This window comes from Haloarchaeobius sp. HME9146 (genome assembly GCF_025399835.1).
GTDB lineage: Archaea > Halobacteriota > Halobacteria > Halobacteriales > Natrialbaceae > Haloarchaeobius.
On record NZ_JAODVR010000001.1, the window covers coordinates 1,691,042 to 1,709,073 of the forward strand.

At 66.7% G+C, this 18,032-nt stretch carries 20 protein-coding genes and 2 tRNA genes; 14 read left to right on the forward strand and 8 right to left on the reverse strand.

The window, feature by feature from the left end; all coding sequences use genetic code 11:
- Nucleotides 1-60: 60 nt before the first annotated feature.
- From N6C22_RS08705 to N6C22_RS08720, 4 genes are all read left to right on the forward strand, one after another.
- Nucleotides 61-1,674, forward strand: coding sequence for an ABC transporter permease (locus tag N6C22_RS08705; protein ID WP_261650709.1), 1,614 nt, complete (start codon nt 61-63; stop codon nt 1,672-1,674).
- Nucleotides 1,674-2,807 (forward strand): ABC transporter ATP-binding protein, encoded by a 1,134-nt coding sequence (locus N6C22_RS08710; RefSeq protein ID WP_261650710.1) that lies wholly within the window; start codon nt 1,674-1,676, stop codon nt 2,805-2,807. The genes N6C22_RS08705 and N6C22_RS08710 overlap by 1 nt, the downstream gene beginning before the upstream one ends.
- The gene (locus tag N6C22_RS08715) at nt 2,804-4,225 is read left to right on the forward strand and encodes an ABC transporter ATP-binding protein (RefSeq protein ID WP_261650711.1); all 1,422 of its coding nucleotides are present in this window, start codon (nt 2,804-2,806) and stop codon (nt 4,223-4,225) included. The genes N6C22_RS08710 and N6C22_RS08715 overlap by 4 nt, the downstream gene beginning before the upstream one ends.
- A 92-nt stretch (nt 4,226-4,317) precedes the next feature.
- A complete protein-coding gene (locus tag N6C22_RS08720) occupies nt 4,318-4,986 on the forward strand; it encodes an MBL fold metallo-hydrolase (protein WP_261650712.1) in 669 nt (222 codons plus the stop codon).
- Nucleotides 4,987-5,302: 316 nt separating this feature from the next.
- Here the strand turns inward: N6C22_RS08720 and N6C22_RS08725 are convergent.
- The 5 genes from N6C22_RS08725 to N6C22_RS08745 all read right to left on the reverse strand — a co-directional run bounded on the left by N6C22_RS08725 (nt 5,303) and on the right by N6C22_RS08745 (nt 7,438).
- A tRNA-Met gene (locus N6C22_RS08725) sits at nt 5,303-5,377 on the reverse strand.
- Between the two features lie 92 nt (nt 5,378-5,469).
- On the reverse strand, nt 5,470-5,640 hold the full coding sequence (locus N6C22_RS08730) for a hypothetical protein (RefSeq protein ID WP_261650713.1): 171 nt from the start codon (nt 5,638-5,640) through the stop codon (nt 5,470-5,472).
- 355 nt (nt 5,641-5,995) lie between these two features.
- A tRNA-Met gene (locus tag N6C22_RS08735) sits at nt 5,996-6,070 on the reverse strand.
- Nucleotides 6,071-6,186: 116 nt separating this feature from the next.
- A complete protein-coding gene (locus N6C22_RS08740; RefSeq protein WP_261650714.1) occupies nt 6,187-6,663 on the reverse strand; it encodes a GtrA family protein in 477 nt (158 codons plus the stop codon).
- Entirely contained in the window at nt 6,656-7,438 is a 783-nt protein-coding gene (locus N6C22_RS08745) for a glycosyltransferase (RefSeq protein WP_261650715.1), read from the reverse strand. The genes N6C22_RS08740 and N6C22_RS08745 overlap by 8 nt, the downstream gene beginning before the upstream one ends.
- A 98-nt stretch (nt 7,439-7,536) precedes the next feature.
- Here N6C22_RS08745 and N6C22_RS08750 point away from each other — a divergent pair, with 98 nt between their 5' ends.
- A complete protein-coding gene (locus tag N6C22_RS08750) occupies nt 7,537-10,194 on the forward strand; it encodes a DUF2298 domain-containing protein (RefSeq protein ID WP_261650716.1) in 2,658 nt (885 codons plus the stop codon).
- A gap of 1 nt (nt 10,195) precedes the next feature.
- Here N6C22_RS08750 and N6C22_RS08755 read toward each other — a convergent pair whose 3' ends face one another.
- Nucleotides 10,196-10,465: an HAH_0734 family protein gene (locus N6C22_RS08755; RefSeq protein ID WP_261650717.1), complete on the reverse strand. Its 270-nt coding sequence runs from the start codon at nt 10,463-10,465 to the stop codon at nt 10,196-10,198.
- Nucleotides 10,466-10,611: 146 nt separating this feature from the next.
- Between N6C22_RS08755 and N6C22_RS08760 the strand changes: the two genes are divergently transcribed.
- The 6 genes from N6C22_RS08760 (at nt 10,612) to N6C22_RS08785 (ending at nt 14,162) form a co-directional block, all read left to right on the forward strand.
- Nucleotides 10,612-11,883 (forward strand): hypothetical protein, encoded by a 1,272-nt coding sequence (locus N6C22_RS08760; protein WP_261650718.1) that lies wholly within the window; start codon nt 10,612-10,614, stop codon nt 11,881-11,883.
- A gap of 80 nt (nt 11,884-11,963) precedes the next feature.
- Nucleotides 11,964-12,245 carry a 50S ribosomal protein L44e gene (locus N6C22_RS08765; protein ID WP_261650719.1) on the forward strand — a complete coding sequence of 94 codons (282 nt, stop codon included), beginning with the start codon at nt 11,964-11,966 and terminating at the stop codon, nt 12,243-12,245.
- Nucleotides 12,246-12,248: 3 nt separating this feature from the next.
- Nucleotides 12,249-12,422, forward strand: a complete 174-nt coding sequence (locus tag N6C22_RS08770; RefSeq protein ID WP_261650720.1) for a 30S ribosomal protein S27e — start codon at nt 12,249-12,251, stop codon at nt 12,420-12,422.
- Nucleotides 12,419-13,219, forward strand: a complete 801-nt coding sequence (locus N6C22_RS08775; RefSeq protein WP_261650721.1) for a translation initiation factor IF-2 subunit alpha — start codon at nt 12,419-12,421, stop codon at nt 13,217-13,219. Before N6C22_RS08770 ends, N6C22_RS08775 begins: the two co-directional genes overlap by 4 nt.
- Entirely contained in the window at nt 13,216-13,398 is a 183-nt protein-coding gene (locus N6C22_RS08780; RefSeq protein WP_261650722.1) for an RNA-protein complex protein Nop10, read from the forward strand. Before N6C22_RS08775 ends, N6C22_RS08780 begins: the two co-directional genes overlap by 4 nt.
- Before the next feature lie 5 nt (nt 13,399-13,403).
- Nucleotides 13,404-14,162 carry a proteasome assembly chaperone family protein gene (locus tag N6C22_RS08785; protein ID WP_261650723.1) on the forward strand — a complete coding sequence of 253 codons (759 nt, stop codon included), beginning with the start codon at nt 13,404-13,406 and terminating at the stop codon, nt 14,160-14,162.
- Between the two features lie 96 nt (nt 14,163-14,258).
- Here the strand turns inward: N6C22_RS08785 and N6C22_RS08790 are convergent, their stop codons facing one another.
- Nucleotides 14,259-14,570 (reverse strand): hypothetical protein, encoded by a 312-nt coding sequence (locus tag N6C22_RS08790; protein ID WP_261650724.1) that lies wholly within the window; start codon nt 14,568-14,570, stop codon nt 14,259-14,261.
- Nucleotides 14,571-14,622: 52 nt separating this feature from the next.
- Nucleotides 14,623-15,579 (reverse strand): alpha/beta fold hydrolase, encoded by a 957-nt coding sequence (locus N6C22_RS08795; protein ID WP_261650725.1) that lies wholly within the window; start codon nt 15,577-15,579, stop codon nt 14,623-14,625.
- 76 nt (nt 15,580-15,655) lie between these two features.
- Here N6C22_RS08795 and N6C22_RS08800 point away from each other — a divergent pair, with 76 nt between their 5' ends.
- From N6C22_RS08800 to N6C22_RS08810, 3 genes are all read left to right on the forward strand, one after another.
- On the forward strand, nt 15,656-16,291 hold the full coding sequence (locus tag N6C22_RS08800) for a J domain-containing protein (RefSeq protein WP_261650726.1): 636 nt from the start codon (nt 15,656-15,658) through the stop codon (nt 16,289-16,291).
- 96 nt (nt 16,292-16,387) lie between these two features.
- Entirely contained in the window at nt 16,388-17,335 is a 948-nt protein-coding gene (gene artA / locus N6C22_RS08805) for an archaeosortase A (protein ID WP_261650727.1), read from the forward strand.
- Nucleotides 17,322-18,026 (forward strand): metallophosphoesterase, encoded by a 705-nt coding sequence (locus tag N6C22_RS08810; protein WP_261650728.1) that lies wholly within the window; start codon nt 17,322-17,324, stop codon nt 18,024-18,026. The genes artA and N6C22_RS08810 overlap by 14 nt, the downstream gene beginning before the upstream one ends.
- Nucleotides 18,027-18,032: the final 6 nt, after the last annotated feature.

Consider the following 18,032-nt stretch of genomic DNA (forward strand, 5'->3'; position numbering starts at 1 on the left):
ATATGTCTGGGTCACGAATGACGGTCCGCCCTGGTTCCTCGACATCGGAGGTGCAGACAGATGGCGACACGTAGCGGGACCGACCGCGCCCAGTTCGAGACCATCGACTGGGACGCGGTCGAACCGACAGGCGGGGTCCTGACCCGCCGTAGCTGGCTGTTCCTGCTGAGCGTCGCCGCGATTCTCCTGCTTCTGTTGTACGACGTGTTCGTGGCCGCCCCCGACCCACTCTTCCACAACGTCGGGCTACAACAGGGGATACAGGACCCCTTCACCTGGGACGTCCGCGGCATCGACTGGGTGTTCATGCTCTCGTTGCTCGTGTTCGGCTTCTACATCCTCGCCCCGCTCGTCGACGATATGGCGCGGACGAAGCGATATGCGGCCGAACTCCGCAAGAACAAGTCGGCGACGTTCGCGCTCGGGTACCTCGTCTGTTTCTTCGTGTTCGGTGTGGTCGGCACCATAATCGTCGGTCGCCCCTCGACGAACGTCTCGAAGACCTCCCGGCCCCCGGTGTCGTTCGCGACCCCGCTCGGTCGCATCGACCTGTTCACGCTGCTCGTCCTCCTCGGCGTGACGCTGCTCGGGAGCTGGGTGTTGCTGGCGAAGTTCGACCGTGACCGTGAACTGGCAGGCGTTGCGCCGATAACAGGGGCAATCGCCCGGTTCGGGCTGGTCTCGCTCCTCGTCTCGACGCCACTGGCCGTCCTGTTCTCGGTCTTCCCGTTCGCCCCACTGACGGTCGCGGCCGGTGCCGGTGTTCTCGCCGGGGTCGTCGCGGTCGCGGTCTGGGCAGCCCGGGCCGACTTCAGGCTGGGCAGCGAGACGCTCCGGGGGCTCGCGGTGGTCGGGGGCGCGTTCGCGGTCCTGTTCGTCGCCGGCTTCGCAGTGGTTCAGACGGTCCTCTACGGCTTCCTCGGGTTCGACCCGCTGGCGACCGGCGTGGTCGCCACGACCTGCGAGGGGGCCGCGGCCGTCTCCGGTGGCTGTTACGGAACCTGGGCGGAGCCGCTCGGCACGAACCGCTGGGGCAAGAGCATGGTCAAACTCGTGTTCGACGGGATGCGCATCGCCCTCCAGGTCGCGCTCATCTCGTCGGTGCTCATCGTCCCGCTCGCGACGCTGACCGGCACGGTCGCGGGCTACGTCGGTGGCATCGTCGACGACCTGCTCATGAGTTACGTCGACATCCAGCAGACGGTGCCCGCCATCGTGGTCTACATGATCACGGTCCACGTGTTCGGGCGCAGCCTGTTCGTCCTCGTCCTCGTCTTCGGTCTGCTCTCGTGGGGTGGGGCGGCCCGCCTCGTGCGCTCCGAAGTGCTCCAGCGCCGCGAGGAGGACTACATCACCGCGGCAGAGAGCGCCGGTGCCGGCAAGACCCGAATCATGTTCCACCACGTCCTCCCGAACGTCTCGAACACCGTCCTCACGTCGGTGACACGCCAGATTCCACAGCTCGTCCTCGCGGAGGCAGCCATCGCCTTCCTGAACCTCAACGACATCATGCTCATCTCGTGGGGCGAGACAGTCAACATCTCGCTGAAGTTCCTCCCCGACGGCTGGTGGATGTCGACCATCCCGGTCGTCTTCCTCGCCGTGACGGTGCTCTCGTTCAGCGTGCTGGGAGACGCCCTTCGTGACGTGCTGGACCCGCGAGGTGGTGCCTGATGTCGCTGCTCGAGGTCCGTGACCTCTCGGTCACCTTCGACACCGACGGCGGGACAGTCCATGCAGTCGACGGGGTCTCCTTCGACGTCGACCGCGGCGAGACGGTCTGTATCGTCGGTGAGTCCGGCTCCGGGAAGACGGTGACCAGCGAGTCCATCACGCGACTCGTCCGTGAGCCACCGGGGAGCGTCGAGGCGGCCCGGGTCAGTTTCGAGGGCGACGACCTCTCCCGGATTCCGAAGAAGCGACTCCGCCAGCTTCGCGGGGACCGCATCGCCCACGTGTTCCAGAACCCGCAGGGGTCGCTGAACCCGGTATACACCGTCGGTCGGCAGATAATCGAGGCGATTCGACTCCACGAGGACGTTTCGAAAGCGGCCGCGCGGACGCGAGCCATCGACCTGCTCGACCGGGTCGGCATCCCGACGGCTGGCGAGCGCATCGACGACTACCCCCACGAGTTCTCCGGCGGGCAGAAACAGCGCGTCGTCATCGCGATGGCCATCGCCGCGAACCCGGACCTGCTCATCGCGGACGAGCCGACGACCGCGCTCGACGTGACCATCCAGGCACAGATTCTCCGCCTGCTGCGGGACCTGCAGGACGAGTACGGGATGGCGATGTTGCTCATCACGCACGACCTCGGCGTCGTCGCGGAGGTCGCCGACCGCGTCGTCGTGATGTACGCCGGGAAGGTGATGGAGACCGGCGACGTGTACGAGATATTCGAGAACCCGTCCCACCCCTACACCAAGGCGCTGCTCGACTGCCTCCCCGGCCGGCGAACCGGCGCAGAGGGCATTCCGGGGACCCTGCCGGACCCGAAGCAGCCACCCGACGGGTGTCGCTTCGCGAACCGGTGCCCGCACGCCATCGACGCCTGCAGGGAGGGCGACCACCCGCCGCTCGTCCCCGTCGCCGACGGCAGCACGACTCACGAGGCCGCCTGCGTCTACTACCAGGCTGGCTACGACGCCAGCACCGTCCGGAACGGCTCCAGTGAAGCGGCCGAGACAGAGGGCTGGAGCGACGACGCGAACGCCGGCTGGGGAACCGGCCGGACCGACGGTGGAACCGAGGTCGACGATGCGGTGGACGGCGAGTCCGAGACCAGCCGAGGTGACACACGATGAGCGACCGACAGCACCAGAAACGAGAGCGCGACCCCCTGCTGACCGTCCGCGGCCTGAAGAAACACTACCCCATCACCAAGGGACTCCTGCGCCGCGAGGTCGGTCGCGTGAAGGCGGTCGACGGTATCGACTTCACGCTCTACCGTGGGGAGACTCTCGGCCTCGTCGGCGAATCCGGCTGTGGGAAATCCACGGCAGCGACCTCACTCCTCCGACTGGAGGAACCGACCGACGGCGAGGTGCTGTTCCACGGCGACGTTCCCAGTGACGACGGCGGGCGCTCCTCGCTCGCCGGGCTCTTCGGCTCGGGTCGGCGTCACTCGGATGTTGACCGCGACGACCGGGACGTACTCGGCTTCTCGGACACCCAGCTGAAGCGGTTCCGGCGGTCCGGGCAGATGATATTCCAGGACCCGACGAGCTCGTTCGACCCCCGGATGTCCGTCGGAGAGTCGGTCGCGGAACCGCTCATCGTCCACGGGATGGACGACCCCGACCGCCGGCGCGCCATCGTCGAGGACCTGCTCGACCGGGTGGGCCTCGCTGCGTCGGACTTCGACCGCTACCCCCACGAGTTCTCGGGCGGCCAGAAACAGCGCATCGCGCTCGCCCGCGCGCTCGTGGTCAACCCCGAGTTCGTCGTGGCCGACGAGCCGGTCTCGGCACTCGACGTGTCCATCCAGGCCGAGATTCTGTCCTTGATGCGCGACCTGCAGGACCGGTTCGGGCTCTCGATGCTGTTCATCAGCCACGACATGGGCGTCATCCGCGAAATCTGTGACCGTGTCGCCGTGATGTACCTCGGCGAGATCGTCGAGGTCGCCCCCACGGAGGAGCTGTTCCAGAACCCACAGCACCCCTACACGAAGGCGCTGCTCGGCTCCATCCCCGAACCTGACCCGCGAAAACGCGGCCTCGGGATGGAGCTCACCGGCGACGTGCCCAGCCCCGAGAACCCACCATCGGGCTGCCGGTTCCACACCCGCTGCCCGGTCGTCATCCAGCCGGACGAGGTCGACTTCCCGCAGGAGGAGTGGCGTCGCGTCCTCGACTTCCGCCAGCAGGTCGAGAACGGCGGCATCGACCGCGACGGCGTGGTCGAGCTGGCACTCGCCCGGTCCGGGAGTGACTCAGAGGACGCGCTCTCACAGGACGACCTTCGGCGTGCGCTCCGCGCCGAGTTCGACCTGCCCGGTGAACTCGCCGAGGCCGACGCCGAGGCGACGCTCTCGAACGCTATCGACCTCGTACTCGCGGAGAACACCGACGCCGCGACCGAGCTGCTCGCGGATTCGTTCTGGACACCCTGCGCGCAGGACACGCCAGTGACGGAGCGCGTCGGAGATAATCATACGGCCGCCTGCCACCTCGTCGAGGGGGAGACCATGGCCGAGGCCGAAGTCTCGGCGGACGACTGACCGCCTTCACGTCGTTTTTCGACGGTTGTGTATGTGTCGAAAGCTAGCACAAATCATGTCTGTTTAAATGTCTGTTACCCAATCGTTCAACTGTGAAAATAACAGAGGGCGTCCACGCCTTGCCGTTGACACTCGAGGTGCAGGACCAGGAGCTCACCATCAACCCAGCCGCGGTCGAGACGGAGCGCGGCCTCATCCTCGTCGACACGGGGCTGCCACCGACCGTCGACAAGCTCGATGCGGCGCTCGATTCAGCCGGGTTCGACTGGGACGACATCTGGGCAGTGCTCCTGACGCACCAGGACGTCGACCACGTCGGCGGTCTCACGGCAGTCATCGAGCGTGCCGACCCCGTCGTCTTCGCCCACCGCGAGTGCGCCCCCTACGTCGACGGCCGGGAGCACCCCATCAAGCTCGAAGACGAGAGATACCCGCCGGTCCCGGTCGACGTCGAACTCTCCGACGGCGACCGATTCGGGACGACTGCCGGGCCGATGGAGGTCGTGTTCACGCCCGGACACGCCCCCGGTCACATCTCACTCTACTTCGAAGAGGCGTCACTGCTCCTCTCGGCCGACGCCCTTCACGCTCCCGACGGTGACATCGATGGCCCCCGAGTACCACTCGACGAAGACCTCGCAGTCGACTCCATCGAGACGCTCTCGGAGTTCTCCTTCGAGCGAACCCTCTGCTACCACGGCGGGTTCGTCGAGGACGGAACTGGGGCGGTCGAGGCGGTACTGGATGAACGCGAGGACTGAGTCAGGGCCAGAACGGGGGCGTTGACTTTCGGTTCTCGCCGGTGTTCGAGGATGGCGGGAGGTAGATTTGAACTACCTCACTCCGCTCCGCTTCGTCCGTGAGTTCAATCTACCGTGACCGACTTCGCGACTCATGGACTCGTCGCTTCGCTCCTCGTCGTTGTTCGTCGCAATAGTAGCGGGAGGTAGATTTGAACCTCGCCCGAGAACCTGTGCTTCGCACAGAACCTCGGTCTGGTTCAAACTACCACAGTTCTATTTTCAGAATTCAGGGTTCGTTCGACTACGTCTCACTCACCAATTGAATTCTGAAAAATAGCGGGAGGTAGATTTGAACTACCGATCTGCGGGTTATGAGCCCGCCGGAATCTCCTGGCTATCCCATCCCGCTACTTCTGCATATTCCCGTCCCACGGATAAGGGTTATGAGTTGGAGGTCGATTCCGCCAGCGACATTCGTGAGGGTTCGAGGCCAGCCGTGGGCTACTCGACAGCGTACACCTCCACCCATAGGTAGACGATACCGATGGTGGAGTAGAGGAGACCGAACCCGGTCGGGACCCACTCGCTCTGACTCGCGAAGAGAGCTGCCTGGACGATGCCGAGGAGTACCATCGCCAGCCCGAGCATCGTCTTCAGGCGGTGGCGTTCCATGTGGCTCTCTTCGGTCGGTTCGGTGAAAAATCTCGGGCTGTTGGTCTGGGTCTGTGGCAGGAGGTAGATTTGAACCTCACTCGCTTCGCTCACGGTTTCACCGTTCGCGTCGCGGTTCTCGCTACGCTCCGAACCGCGCACCGCTCGCTGGTTCAAACGACCACAGTTCTATTTCGCCGAACTCGCGACTCGCTCGCCTACGTCTCGCTCGTCGATTGAGTTCGGCAGAAATAGCGGGAGGTAGATTTGAACTACCTCACTCCGCTCCGCTTCGTTCGTGAGTTCAATCTACCGTGACCGACTTTGCGACTCATGGACTCGTCGCTTCGCTCCTCGCCGTTGTTCGTCGCAAAAGTAGCGGGAGGTAGATTTGAACTACCGATCTGCGGGTTATGAGCCCGCCGGAATCTCCTGGCTATCCCATCCCGCTACTTCTGCATAACCCGGTGCACTAGTTAAGGGTTGTGATTAGGACGCCGTGTGTGAGTTTCTCCCTGTCGCTCGGTGGCGATTTCCAGGCGTCTCGGGGCGAAAATTAACCCCCACTCAGTCGTGCTGGACGCGCCAGGTGAACAGGCTCTCGGCGACGTAGTTCACGAGCATGCCGACGCCGATGCCGGTGACCTTCGCGAAGACGAACCAGGCGTCGATACCGAGGAGGTCGAGGTCCAGCGCGATGACCCGGAACACGACCCAGAAGGTGCCCAGCTGGACGAGGATGCCGCCGGCCCGGACGACGTTCGACCGGGCGAGTCGCTTGAGGGTCGGGAGGATACCGCCTGCGCCCTGCTCGGAGAACGTCCAGTTGTCGTTGAGCAGGAACATGACGACGACGGCGACCTCGATGCCGACGAAGACGGCGAGTTCGGGGAACACGCCGAGTTCGCTGAGGATGGTCGCGGTGGTCACGTCGAACATCGCGCCGACCACCCCGACCGAGGCGAACTTTCCGAAGCGGACGCCGGAGGTCAGCGAGTCGACGTGGTCGTCGACGGTGTCCCGGAGGCCGGTGTCGTCACTCATCGGACTCCCTGGCGAGGCGGTCGACCAGCGGGTTGGTGTTCGAGCGACGGTTCGAGATGAACGAGTGGAGTCGGTTCCCGGTGAGCCGTTTGGCGCGGTGGCGCGATTTCACGAGCGAGAGCGCGAGTTCGATGGTCGTCCCGACGGGCGAGACGGTCGATTCTGGCTGGTCCTCCCAGATGACCGGGACCTCCGCGACGCGGTAGCCCCGGGCGTTCGTCATCGCGATGAGTTCGAGGTCCCACGCGAAGCCGGCCTCGTAGAGGTGGCCGCGGACCTGCTGCCAGGCCTCGCGGTCGATGGCCTTCGCGCCGCACTGGAAGTCGTACAGGTCGACGTTGAGGAAGGTCCGGGCGAGGAACGCGAACCCGTCGCCGAGGTAGCGGCGGGCGACCGTCTGGTGCGACCGGACGTCCGCGTCGGGATGGCGTCTGGAGCCGACCGAGAGGGCAGCGCGCTCGTCTACGACGGGCTCGACCACGTCCGCGATGGAGTCCGCGGGGGTCGCGCCGTCGGCGTCGGCGAAGGCGAGCACGTCGGTGTCGAGGTGCTCGAAGCCGCAGGTGATGGCCGCCCCTTTGCCACGGCGGGCGTCCACAGCGTGGACGGTGCAGGGGGCGTCTTCGAGCGCCGCGAGCGTCTCGCTATCGGGCGCGTCGAGTTCCACGAGGAGAGTCTCGGGGTCCAGTCGGTCATCGAGGGCGGACAGGTAGTCGACGAGTCTGTCGACAACGGGGTCGTAGGCGGGGACGACGACTCCGACTGACCGTTGCATTACTTCGTGAAGGGTCGCCGCGGGGAGTAAAAGGGTTCGCTTCCAGCCGGTGGGTCGAAGGGAAAAGCCCTTACCCGACGACCACTCGTATCACCGGTATGGAAATTGGGCTGGTCGTCCTCTGGCTCGCGATGATGGTCGGTTTGACCGTCGTCGCCGCCCCGCTCTCCGCGCTCGTCTTCTCGCCCCTCTCCGACCGCGGTGGAACCCTCGCCCTCCCGCTCGCCCTCGCAGTCCTCGGCGTCACGAGCTACTGGGTCGGACAGGTCGCGTTCGGCTGGCCCGGCATCGTCGCGACGCTGCTCGTCCTCGGTGGCGGGTCCGCGTACGCGTTCTCGCGCGGAATCGACCCTGACTGGCGGCAGGTCGGGGTGGGCTTCGCCGTGTTCACCATCGGGTTCGGACTCGTCGTCCTCATCCGGAACGCCCAGCCGGCGGTCGTCGCCGGCGGCGGCGAGAAGTACCTCGACTTCGGCCTCCTGAAGACGCTCGTCCGGGCCAACAGCCTCCCCCCGGAGGACTTCTGGTACGCCGGTGACCGCGTCCAGTACTACTACGGCGGCCACCTCGTGAGTGCGCAGCTGACGACCCTGACCGGCATCGCGGCGCGCTACAGCTACAACCTCTCGCTGGCGACGTTCTACGGCGCGCTCGTCACCGGTGCGTTCGGGCTCGCCTGGAACATCGCGGCCGAGCGCGACCTGCCCCGGCTCGCGGCCGGGGCGCTGGCGGTCTTCTTCGTCGGGTTCGCGAGCAACCTCACGACGCTCGCCCGGACCGTGGTCTGGCTGCTGCCGGCCAGCATGAAGACGCCGGTCGACACCAATCCGGACCGGCCCGGGATGGAGAGCGTCGAAGCGTTCGGTGCTACCTGGAGCAAGTTCAGTCTCGCCTCCGGCCCGGACAGCTTCAACTACTGGCCCGCCTCGCGGGTCATCCCGGGCACGATCAACGAGTTCCCGCTGTTCTCGTTCCTCAACGGCGACCTCCACGCGCACATGACGAGCACGCACCTGCTCCTGCTCACGGCGGCCGTCGGCCTCGCCTACTGGCTCACCCCGCAGGGGCAGGTGTGGCGGCGACGAGCGTACCTCTTCGTGTGCGCACCCGTGCTCGCGGGCTGGCTCGCCATCGTGAACACGTGGAGCTACCCCTCCGTGGCTGGCATCACGACGCTGGCAGTCATCTTCGCGGGGGCACACCCGGCGAGCGTGTTCCCGGCCCGCGCCTGGGACCGGGTCGAAGCTGCTATCGACGGGTCGCCGGCCGCCGCCGAAGCCACGCGACTGCTCGCGGCCGGAACCGTCGGCGTCGCGGTCGGCGTCGGCGGCTTCCTGTTCGCCATCCCGTTCTTCACTGGCGCGACGAGCGGCCAGTCGCTCGCCTTCCTCCCCGACCGCAGCGGACTCGCGGGGCTGGTGCTCGTCCACGGGGCGTTCCTGCTCGTGACGCTCGCATACTTCGCGCCGCGAATCGCCCCCGGCAGGCGACTCGACCTCGGCTTCGGCGCGCCGGTCGCGCTCATCGCGCTGGCCGCGGTGGGGAACGCGCTGGTCGGCTGGGTCCCGATACCGACCGTCGTCGTCGCCCTCCTCGGGGTCGCCGCGCTCACGCAGCTCCGTGACGGCGACCTCGTCCCGGGTGCGGTGCTGTACGGCCTCGCGGTCGTCCTCGCGCTCGCGACCGGACCGACCGTCCAGCGCCTCGGCATCTACGGCGCGACACTGCTCGTCGGTGTCGGGGCGGTCGTCTCCGACCTGGACGAGGAGACGCGTGTTGTGGCGCTTACGGGCGTCGGCTTCGCCGTGTTCGCGGGGGTCGCCTGGGCCCTCGACGCGGTCGTCCTCGCCGTCGTCACCCCCGCGCTCGTCCTCGGCTGGCTGTTGCTCCGGCTCGACCGCGACCTCGGCTACGAGACGGTCCTCGTGGTCGCTGCAGTCGGGCTGGTCACGATGGTGGAGTTCGTCTACGTCTCCGAGCGGGCCGGCAGCGGTCGGTTCAACACGGTGTTCAAGTTCTACATGCAGGTGTGGATACTGTGGGGCACCGCGGTCGGCGTCATGCTGACGGACGTGGTCGCCCGCCAGTGGCCCGACTGGAGCATCGGCGAGCGCCTGGCCGCCGGGCGCGGGCCGGACCTGGCGCGGCTCTCCCGTGTCGCCGCGGTCGTGTTCGCGGCGGTCCTCGTGCTCTCGACGAGCATCTACGGCGGCCTCGCGCTCTCCTCGCACTTCGACGCGCACAACGCGAACACGCTGGACGCCAAGCAGTGGACCCAGGACAACTACCCGGACCAGTACGCCGCCATCGAGTGGTTGGACGAGAAGGAGGGTCGCCCGGTCGTCGTCGAGCGTCCGACCACCATCCACCTCTACAGCGTCAACCGGCCAACGACCCCGCTCGTCAGTGGTGTGTCCAGTCTGACCGGGTTACCGACCATCGCGGGCTGGGGCCACGCCTCGAACTACCACACCGAGGAGGGGTGGGACGAGCGCATGGCCGACGTTGCGGCGGTGTACGAAGGAGAATCGGTGTACCGGGAGACCACGGTGACCCGGGCGGCCGTGCTGGCGAAGTACGACGTGCAGTACATCTACGTCGGCCCCCACGAGCGCGAACACTACGACGTGTCGGGACTGGCCGACGCACCCGGAATCACGGTCGCGAAGCAGTTCGGTGACGTGACGGTCTACGCGGTCGACCAGTCAGGGGTCTCGGCGGACGCGTCCGACGAAGCAGCAGAAAGAGCCGTGTGATTCAGACTGACAGCTCGCCCTTGGCCTTGATGACATCGATGGTCTCGGCGTCGACGCGGTCGACCTCCAGATGGTGCGGGATGTAGTTCCGCTCCTCGAAGTCCTGTTTCTCCGACTCGTCACCGACGACACACCACAGCTGGACCTCGTCTGGGCCGTGCCATTCGCCGTTGCGGCTGATGGAGAAACAACGGACCTCCTCCCCACCGTCGTAGCTGATGATGGCGTCCTTCCGGATGCCGGGGTCCCCGTGGATGATGAGGCGCTTCATAGCCGGGCGTTTGCACACCGTCCAATTAAGCGTATCGAAGCCGCCGATACGCGCGGACCGAGCCTCGTTCACAAGCATGTTCGGACACTAACAGTAGTGAAATTAAAGTAGCAGTGGGTAGAATGTTCGATAATCAGGGGTTGGGTATGCGACACACAGGGACACTAAGCAACACCACGACGGTCTCGCAAGATGGTATCACGGTCGAGAAGGGAATCGCACCGGGGGACAAGCGGATGACGGTCCGCTACCAGGTCACCTCCGAACGCGAGGGGCCCGCGGCGATTCGACTGGTCGAACCACTGGGGGCGGAGTTCCCGCTGGAGAGTCTGAACCTCGACGGTGCGGGCCACGGCGATTGGCTGCTGGAAGAGGGCGGGAGCCGCGTCGCGCTCGTCGATATCGTCGACGCGGGGGAGACCGTGACGACGAGCTACGTCGTCCACAGCGGCGACCCGACCTCGGTCGAATCTGTTCTCGAAGCGCCGATCATCGACATGGTCGACCCGGTCGAACCGGCAAGCGCGCGGACGCAGGCGGGCCTCGCCGATGGCGACGGACAGGAGCCCGCCACCGACGAGCAACCGGTCATCGCGCCGGTGGTCGACGAGGAGACGGTCGTGACCGCACTGGTCGACGCGCTCGACTCCGGCGCGGTCGACGCCGACCAGCTCGACACGCTCCGGGACCACATCGCGCCCGCCATCGCGCGGAGCGACGAGGTCCGGTTCCGCCACCTGCAGTCACGCCTCGAGGACTTCGCCGCGTACGCGGACGGGCTCGAGGCGCTCATCGACGAACACGGGACGGCGAGCGACATCGTCGTCGAACTCAAGGCGGACATCGGGCGCGTTCGCGACGACCTCGCGGCAGCGACCGACCGACTGGACGAGGCGAGTGCCGGCCACGCGAATGTGGGTGCCCGGTTCGACGCCGCGGAAGCCCAGCTCTCGACCGTCGCGAGCCGACTGGATACGGTCGAGGAGCGACTCAAGACGATCGACGGGCGACTGACGACGGTCGACGACCGCCTCGCGAGCGTCGACGACGCCATCGACCGAATCGACGACCGGCTCGACGCGATGGACGCCCGGTTCGAGACCGCGGATGGTCGGTTCGACCAGCTAGACGAGCGACTGGCCACCATGGATGGTCGCCTCGACGACCTCGCGACGGACCTCGACGCGGCGCGGTCCCGGGTCGAAACCGTCGACGACAACCTGGACGAGTCGACGGCCGCGCTGTCCGAGGACCTCGATTCGATGGCCGACCGCCTCGACGACCTGGCGGCCGACCTCGCAGAGACGGAGGCCTGGCGCGACCAGCTCGGCGAGGCCTTCCAGGGACGGCTCCCGGAGGGAACCGGCGGGGAGTCCTCCGAGACGCCCGACGGCGACGACCCGGCGGCGACCGAGTGAAACCCACGCACGGCGCTCACCGGACCGAACCAAATGCGTTTTAAAGGACCGTGGCCAAATCGACCGTAAGGCCGATATCTATGCAGATGCCCCGACGCTTCAACACGTACTGCCCACATTGTAACGAACACCACGAGCACGAAGTGGAGAAAGTCCGGACCGGTCGCACGACCGGTATGAAGAAAGACCAGCGCAAGCAGCGCGAAGGGAAGAAGACCATCGGTAACGCTGGTCGCTTCTCGAAGGTCCCCGGTGGCGACAAGCCCACCAAGAAGACGGACCTGAAGTACCGCTGCGGCGAGTGCGGCAAGGCTCACCTCCGCCAGGGATGGCGAACGGGCCGACTCGAGTTCCAGGAGTAAACCATGGCAGGAAGTTTCTACAACGTCAAGTGCAGCGATTGTGAGAACGAACAGGTCGTGTTCGGGAAAGCCTCGACCGTCGTCAACTGTGCGGTCTGTGGGACGACGCTCGCCACGCCGACCGGCGGCAAGGCCGAGATTCCCCACGACATCATCGAGACGGTCGAATCACGATGAAGTACAGCGGCTGGCCCGACTCCGGTGAGCTCGTCGTCGGCAAGGTCGACGAGATCGAGAACTTCGGCGTCTTCGTCGACCTCGAGGAGTACGAGGACAAGCGTGGCCTCGTCCACATCAGCGAGGTCGCCAGCGGATGGATCAAGAACGTCCGCGACCACGTCCGTGAGGGCCAGACCGTCGTCTGCAAGGTACTCGACGTCGACGAGGACTCCCAGCAGATAGACCTCTCCATCAAGGACGTCAACAACCACCAGCGCTCCGATAAGATCCAGGAGTGGAAGAACGAGCAGAAGGCCGACAACTGGATGCTGCTGGCGTTCGGCGAGGACGTGAGCGACGAGCAGTACGCTTCGGTCGCGAACGAACTGCTCGGCGAGTACGGCAGCCTCTACGAGGGCTTCGAGCAGGCAGCCATCCACGGCCCGGCCGCGCTGGAAGCCACCGACCTGACCGACGAGGAGGTCGAGAAGGTCGTGGGGACCGCCCGCGAGAACGTCTCCGTCCCGTACGTGAACGTCACCGGCTACATCGACCTGCGCTGTCCGAACCCGGACGGCGTCGACGATGTGAAGGAGGCGCTGAAGGCCGCCGAAGGGAACGGTGAGGTGCCCGACGAGGTCGAACTCGACGTGACCTACGTCGGCTCGCCGGAGTACCGCATCAAGGTCAAGGCTCCGAACTACAAGACGGCCGAGTCCGAGCTGGAGGAGGCCGCAGCACGCGCGAAATCGGAGATCGAGAGTCGCGGCGGCACGGGCGAGTACCACCGCGAGCGACGGTCCGACGACGAATGAAATCCGACATCCGGGTGTGTTCGGCGTGGCGCGATTGCCACGAACGCCCGGTGTACACACTTTCTGACGCCTGTCCCGAGTGCGGAGCCGACGCTGTCAACAGCGCGCCGGCCCCGTTCGACCCGGCGGACCCATACGGCGAGTACCGACGCGCTCTTAAGCGCGCCGCACACGAGTAGGCCGTATGGACCCACTCGACATCGAGCACGTCGCTGAAGCGGAGCTTTCGGACCCGGTGTTCGTCGAGGGACTGCCCGGCGTCGGCCACGTCGGCAAGCTCGCGGCCGAGCACATCCTCGACCAGCACGACGGTGAACTCGTCCGTCGTGTCTACTCGCACGACCTGCCGCCGCAGGTCGACGTGGACGAAGACGGCATCGCCGAACTCACGCATCTGGAGTTCCACGCGGTCGAGACGGACGGGCGCGACCTGCTCGTCCTGACCGGCGACCACCAGGCCCAGAGCAACGACGGGCACTACCGCCTCGCGAGCGCCGTGCTCGACCTCGCCGAGGAGTTCGGCTGCGAGGAGGCGTACGCCCTCGGCGGCGTCCCGACCGGCGAACTCATCGAGGAGTACGCGGTGCTCGGTGCCGCGACGAACGACGAGATGAAAGACGATCTCACCGACCTCGGTGTCGAGTTCCGCGAGGACGAACCCGCGGGCGGCATCGTCGGCGTCTCCGGGCTCGTGCTCGGGCTCGGCCGTCGCCGTGACCTCGACGCCGCGTGTCTCATGGGTGAGACCTCCGGCTACCTCGTCGACCCCAAGAGCGCACAGGCAGTCCTCGAAGTCCTCGAGGAGCGCTTCGAGATGGACCTCGACTACGCCTCGCTCGAGGAGCGCGCCGACGAGATGGAGGAGGTCATCGGGAAGATCCAGGAGATGGAACAGCAGCAGGCGAACGTGCCGAGCGACGACGACCTCCGGTACATCGGGTAACGGCGTCACCGGCCCCGACCTCGTCACTCCAGCGACTCCTCGGTTCTCGCGAGACGACGGTCGCCGAGTGGCGACGCGATGACGGTGAAAAACGGGTCAGTCCGCGGTCGACTCCGGTTCCGGTTCGGGTGCCGCCTCCAGTGCTGGCGGCGCACCGGCCGCGTTCTCGCGCTGGTTTCGGAGATAGAGCGCGAGCAGCGCCAGCCCCGCCGAGAGGGTCACGCCCTGGACGAGGACGCCGTCGACGAGCTTGGTCGCCGCGTACGCCGTCCAGAGGACGGTTCCGACGAGCCCGACGCGGATGTCGGTCCACGCCCAGGTCCCGCGCTGGTACGCGAAGAGGCCGTAGAGCGCGAACGAGAGCCAGGCCACCAGCAGCAGCGAATAGAGTTGTTCGGAGAGCGTCATCAGTGAGGATACGGGTGCGACGACGATAACGGGGGAAGTAACCGCGCCCTCGTCACCCGAGGAAGGCCCGGACCCGGTCCTCGAACGCCGCGGGACGTTCACGGGGTGGCATGTGCCCACAGCCGGGCAGTACGAACAGCTCGGCGTCCGGGAGCAGGGCGTGGGCACGGATGGCCCAGTCGACGGGGACGACCGGGTCGCGTTCCCCGTGGACGAGCAGGGTCGGCACGTCGAGGGTCGGGAGGCGGTCGAGGAACGCGGTTCGGAGCCCGTTCGGCGTGACCTCGTGGCGCTGGAACGCGCGCCAGTCCGCACCCACCTCTGGCCGGCGAAGGGCGGCGACTGCGTCGGCTTCGAGCGTCGGGTCGGGGTCGACGACCATGCTGCGGATGGAGAGCCGACCGAGACGCTCGCTGTGGCGGAAGGCCCACCAGATGGCGCGGTTCAGGCGCTCGGCGCGGGTGAACCAGTAGCCGAGTCGGCCACCAGGCACGCTCGTCCCGAGCCCGTAGCTGTCCACGAGGACGAGTTTCTCCACCTGGTCGGGGTGGTCGGTGGCGAACTGGAGGGCGACGCCGCCGCCCATCGAGATACCGACGAGGGAGACACGGTCGAGGAACAGTTCGTCGAGGAACTCGGCGAGCACGTCCGCGTAGTAGGCGAGCGAGGGCTGGTCGCTGGCCGGACCGCTGGCACCGTACCCCGGCAGGTCGGGTGCGAGGACGTAGTGCGAGTCGGCGAGGCCAGGGGTGAGGTGTCGCCACGAGAGGCTCGCCTCGTCGAGGCCGCCACCGTGCAGGAGGACGACCGGTGGGGCCGTCGCCTCGCCGGCAGCGACGTAGTGCACGCGGACGTGTCGGAGGTCGAGATACCGGGACCGCGGTCGGTCGCCCTGGCGGGTCGTCCCGGTGGTCGGGGTGGCTGGCGTTTCGGCTGTCGGTTCTGCGGGTTCGACGGTCGTCTTCTCGGGCGCAGTTGGGACCGGTCGGGAGCGGCGGTCGATATCCATGTCGAACTGATAGGTCGTCGGCGAAGAAGTCGCTTCCTCCAACGAACTCTTTACCGACCGTGACATACCTTCCCCCGTGGCACTGCCAGTGGTAGACACCGGGTTCGGATGGGTGACGACGCTCCCGTCGTGGTTGCTGGCCGGTCTCTCGCTGGGGGCGTTGTTCGCGGTGCTCTCCGCGACGATGTTCGTGGCGGGTGAGTACCTCTTTCCGGAGCCGGCCGGGTACACGCGTGACAGCAACCGGAACCTGTCCAGCGAGGCTCGCCGCCGCGAGGAGATCCGCTGGTATCTCGACGCCATCGGCGAGCAGTACGCCGAGGACCATCCGGTCGCGGGGGACACCGTCGCCTTCTACCTCCCGGCCCGAGACGTCGCGGTGACCTTCGACGCCCACGCCTTCTTCCGCATCCAGCAGACCGACACCTACGCAGTGCTCTGCGAACACGAGATGCACGGCCATCACCTGGGGGCACGTCTCCCGTTCGAGGTACCCGAGATCGACTGGGAGGTCGACGAACCCGACGAGGGCGACGTCATCACGCAGGCCTTCAGGGCGCTGGGGCTGCCACCGTCGGCGTCGACGGACGAGGTCCGGGCCGCGTACCGGGAACGGGTCATGGAGACCCACCCCGACCACGGCGGCTCCGAGGAGTCGTTCAGGCGAGTTCGCGAGGCGTACACCACGGCGAAAGAGCACGCCGCGGACTGAGTCCGGACGAAAACGGCAGCGAGGGGCGGTAACGCTCCGGTAACTGAGCGACAGCATGGCAACAAGATTTTATGCATTCTCTCCGTTCTCCCGTACATGCTCCCCCTACCCGCCGCCCTGCCGACGGTGTTCGGCATGCCTGCGACGGACCTGCTCGCGTGGGTCGTCATCGCGGCGTTCCTCGTCGGCGCGGTACTCGACAGATACGACCGGACGCTGGCCATCTACTGGCTCGCCGGGACGTGGGTCCTGTTCGGTGGGTTCTGGCTCGCCGTCTTCCCGCACTTCGCCTTCGAGGTTCGTAGTTTCGTCGAAGGCGGGCTCGCGCTCTTTGCGGTCCCCGCCTCGGTCTACACCGGCTACCTCCTGCTCCAGGGCCGCGAGCGCCTCGTGGTCCTCTCGAAGGCCGTCGGCGTGATGGGGCTCATCTACCATCCGACGCAGGCGATTCCGTTCGTCCGCCGGGTGCTCATCGAGGAGGTCGCCCGGGAGACGTACTGGGGTATCCAGCTCCTGGGCTACAACCCCGAGTTCACCACCGGTCCGGAGTACGGCTACCTCAACATGTTCGTCTTCTCCGAGTTCGCGACCTACATCGTCTACGCCTGCACGGGCATCGGCTCGATGGCCATCTTCGCCGGGCTCATCGTCGCGGTCGACGCGCCGCTCAAACGCAAGCTGAAGTCCTTCGCGCTGGCCATCGGCGTCATCTGGGTGCTCAACCTCATCCGGAACGTGTTCGTCGCCATCGCGGCCGGCAAGGGCTGGTTCCTGCAGGGCCCGGTCGTCCAGTTCGCGGCGCTCGCGGGCGTCGAGCGGAGCCACGCCTCGTTCTGGTTCGCACACAGCGTCCTCTCGCAGATACTCTCGGTGTTCGCGCTCGTGGGAATCACCTGGGGTGTGGTCCACGTGCTGCCGGAACTCCTCGGCGTGCTCGAAGAGGTGCTGTTCGTCGCGACCGGTGAGGAGTACGACCTCGAAGACGCCCTCGGCCTGAACGACGCGATTCGCGCCGACGGCGGCAAGGTCGATGGCGGCGACTGAGCTCGGGTTCGCTGACCGGGCGGCCTACCTCCCCGCCGCCGCCGCGCTCGTTCTCTCCGACCTCCATCTCGGCAAGGCCCACGCGTCCAGCGTCGACTTCCCCCTCAACGAAGGCGCGGCGATGACCGACCGGCTCTCCGCGTTGCTCGACCGCTTCGACCCCGAGACGGTGGTCTTCGCCGGCGACGTGCTCCACACGTTCACGACGGTTCCCGTGCCGGCTCGTGATGCGCTCGACGGGCTCACCGACCTGGTGACCGACCGGGCCGAGCTGGTGCTCGTCCGGGGGAACCACGACACGCAACTCGACCGGGTCACCGACCTGCCCGTCCACGACTCCTACCGGCTTCCGGACGGGACCGTCGTCTGTCACGGCCACGAGGAACCCGAGGGCACCGGCGATGAAGTGACGCGCTACGTCGTCGGGCACGACCATCCGACCATCGACATCGAAGGACGGACGTACCCCTGTTTCCTGTACGGGCCGGGCGCACATCGCGGGAGCGACGTGCTCGTCCTCCCGTCGTTCACGACGCTGGCGGCAGGGATGACGGTCAACCGGATGCGCGGGTCGGACTTCCAGACACCGTTCGTCGCGACCCCCGATGGGTTCCATCCCATCGTTCGTGACGAGACCGGCGACGAAACGCTCCGGTTCCCGCCGCTCGGGGAGTTCAGGCGACTGTTGTAACGGAGA

Excerpts from the sequence above, each read along its gene's own strand:
- N6C22_RS08705 (WP_261650709.1), top strand. The coding sequence starts at position 61 with ATGGCGACACGTAGCGGGACCGACCGCGCCCAGTTCGAGACCATCGAC.
- N6C22_RS08710 (WP_261650710.1), top strand. The coding sequence starts at position 1,674 with ATGTCGCTGCTCGAGGTCCGTGACCTCTCGGTCACCTTCGACACCGAC.
- N6C22_RS08715 (WP_261650711.1), top strand. The coding sequence starts at position 2,804 with ATGAGCGACCGACAGCACCAGAAACGAGAGCGCGACCCCCTGCTGACC.
- N6C22_RS08730 (WP_261650713.1), bottom strand. The coding sequence starts at position 5,640 with ATGGAACGCCACCGCCTGAAGACGATGCTCGGGCTGGCGATGGTACTC.
- N6C22_RS08740 (WP_261650714.1), bottom strand. The coding sequence starts at position 6,663 with ATGAGTGACGACACCGGCCTCCGGGACACCGTCGACGACCACGTCGAC.
- N6C22_RS08745 (WP_261650715.1), bottom strand. The coding sequence starts at position 7,438 with ATGCAACGGTCAGTCGGAGTCGTCGTCCCCGCCTACGACCCCGTTGTC.
- N6C22_RS08750 (WP_261650716.1), top strand. The coding sequence starts at position 7,537 with ATGGAAATTGGGCTGGTCGTCCTCTGGCTCGCGATGATGGTCGGTTTG.
- N6C22_RS08755 (WP_261650717.1), bottom strand. The coding sequence starts at position 10,465 with ATGAAGCGCCTCATCATCCACGGGGACCCCGGCATCCGGAAGGACGCC.
- N6C22_RS08760 (WP_261650718.1), top strand. The coding sequence starts at position 10,612 with ATGCGACACACAGGGACACTAAGCAACACCACGACGGTCTCGCAAGAT.
- N6C22_RS08765 (WP_261650719.1), top strand. The coding sequence starts at position 11,964 with ATGCAGATGCCCCGACGCTTCAACACGTACTGCCCACATTGTAACGAA.
- N6C22_RS08770 (WP_261650720.1), top strand. The coding sequence starts at position 12,249 with ATGGCAGGAAGTTTCTACAACGTCAAGTGCAGCGATTGTGAGAACGAA.
- N6C22_RS08775 (WP_261650721.1), top strand. The coding sequence starts at position 12,419 with ATGAAGTACAGCGGCTGGCCCGACTCCGGTGAGCTCGTCGTCGGCAAG.
- N6C22_RS08780 (WP_261650722.1), top strand. The coding sequence starts at position 13,216 with ATGAAATCCGACATCCGGGTGTGTTCGGCGTGGCGCGATTGCCACGAA.
- N6C22_RS08785 (WP_261650723.1), top strand. The coding sequence starts at position 13,404 with ATGGACCCACTCGACATCGAGCACGTCGCTGAAGCGGAGCTTTCGGAC.
- N6C22_RS08790 (WP_261650724.1), bottom strand. The coding sequence starts at position 14,570 with ATGACGCTCTCCGAACAACTCTATTCGCTGCTGCTGGTGGCCTGGCTC.
- N6C22_RS08795 (WP_261650725.1), bottom strand. The coding sequence starts at position 15,579 with ATGGATATCGACCGCCGCTCCCGACCGGTCCCAACTGCGCCCGAGAAG.
- artA (WP_261650727.1), top strand. The coding sequence starts at position 16,388 with ATGCTCCCCCTACCCGCCGCCCTGCCGACGGTGTTCGGCATGCCTGCG.
- N6C22_RS08810 (WP_261650728.1), top strand. The coding sequence starts at position 17,322 with ATGGCGGCGACTGAGCTCGGGTTCGCTGACCGGGCGGCCTACCTCCCC.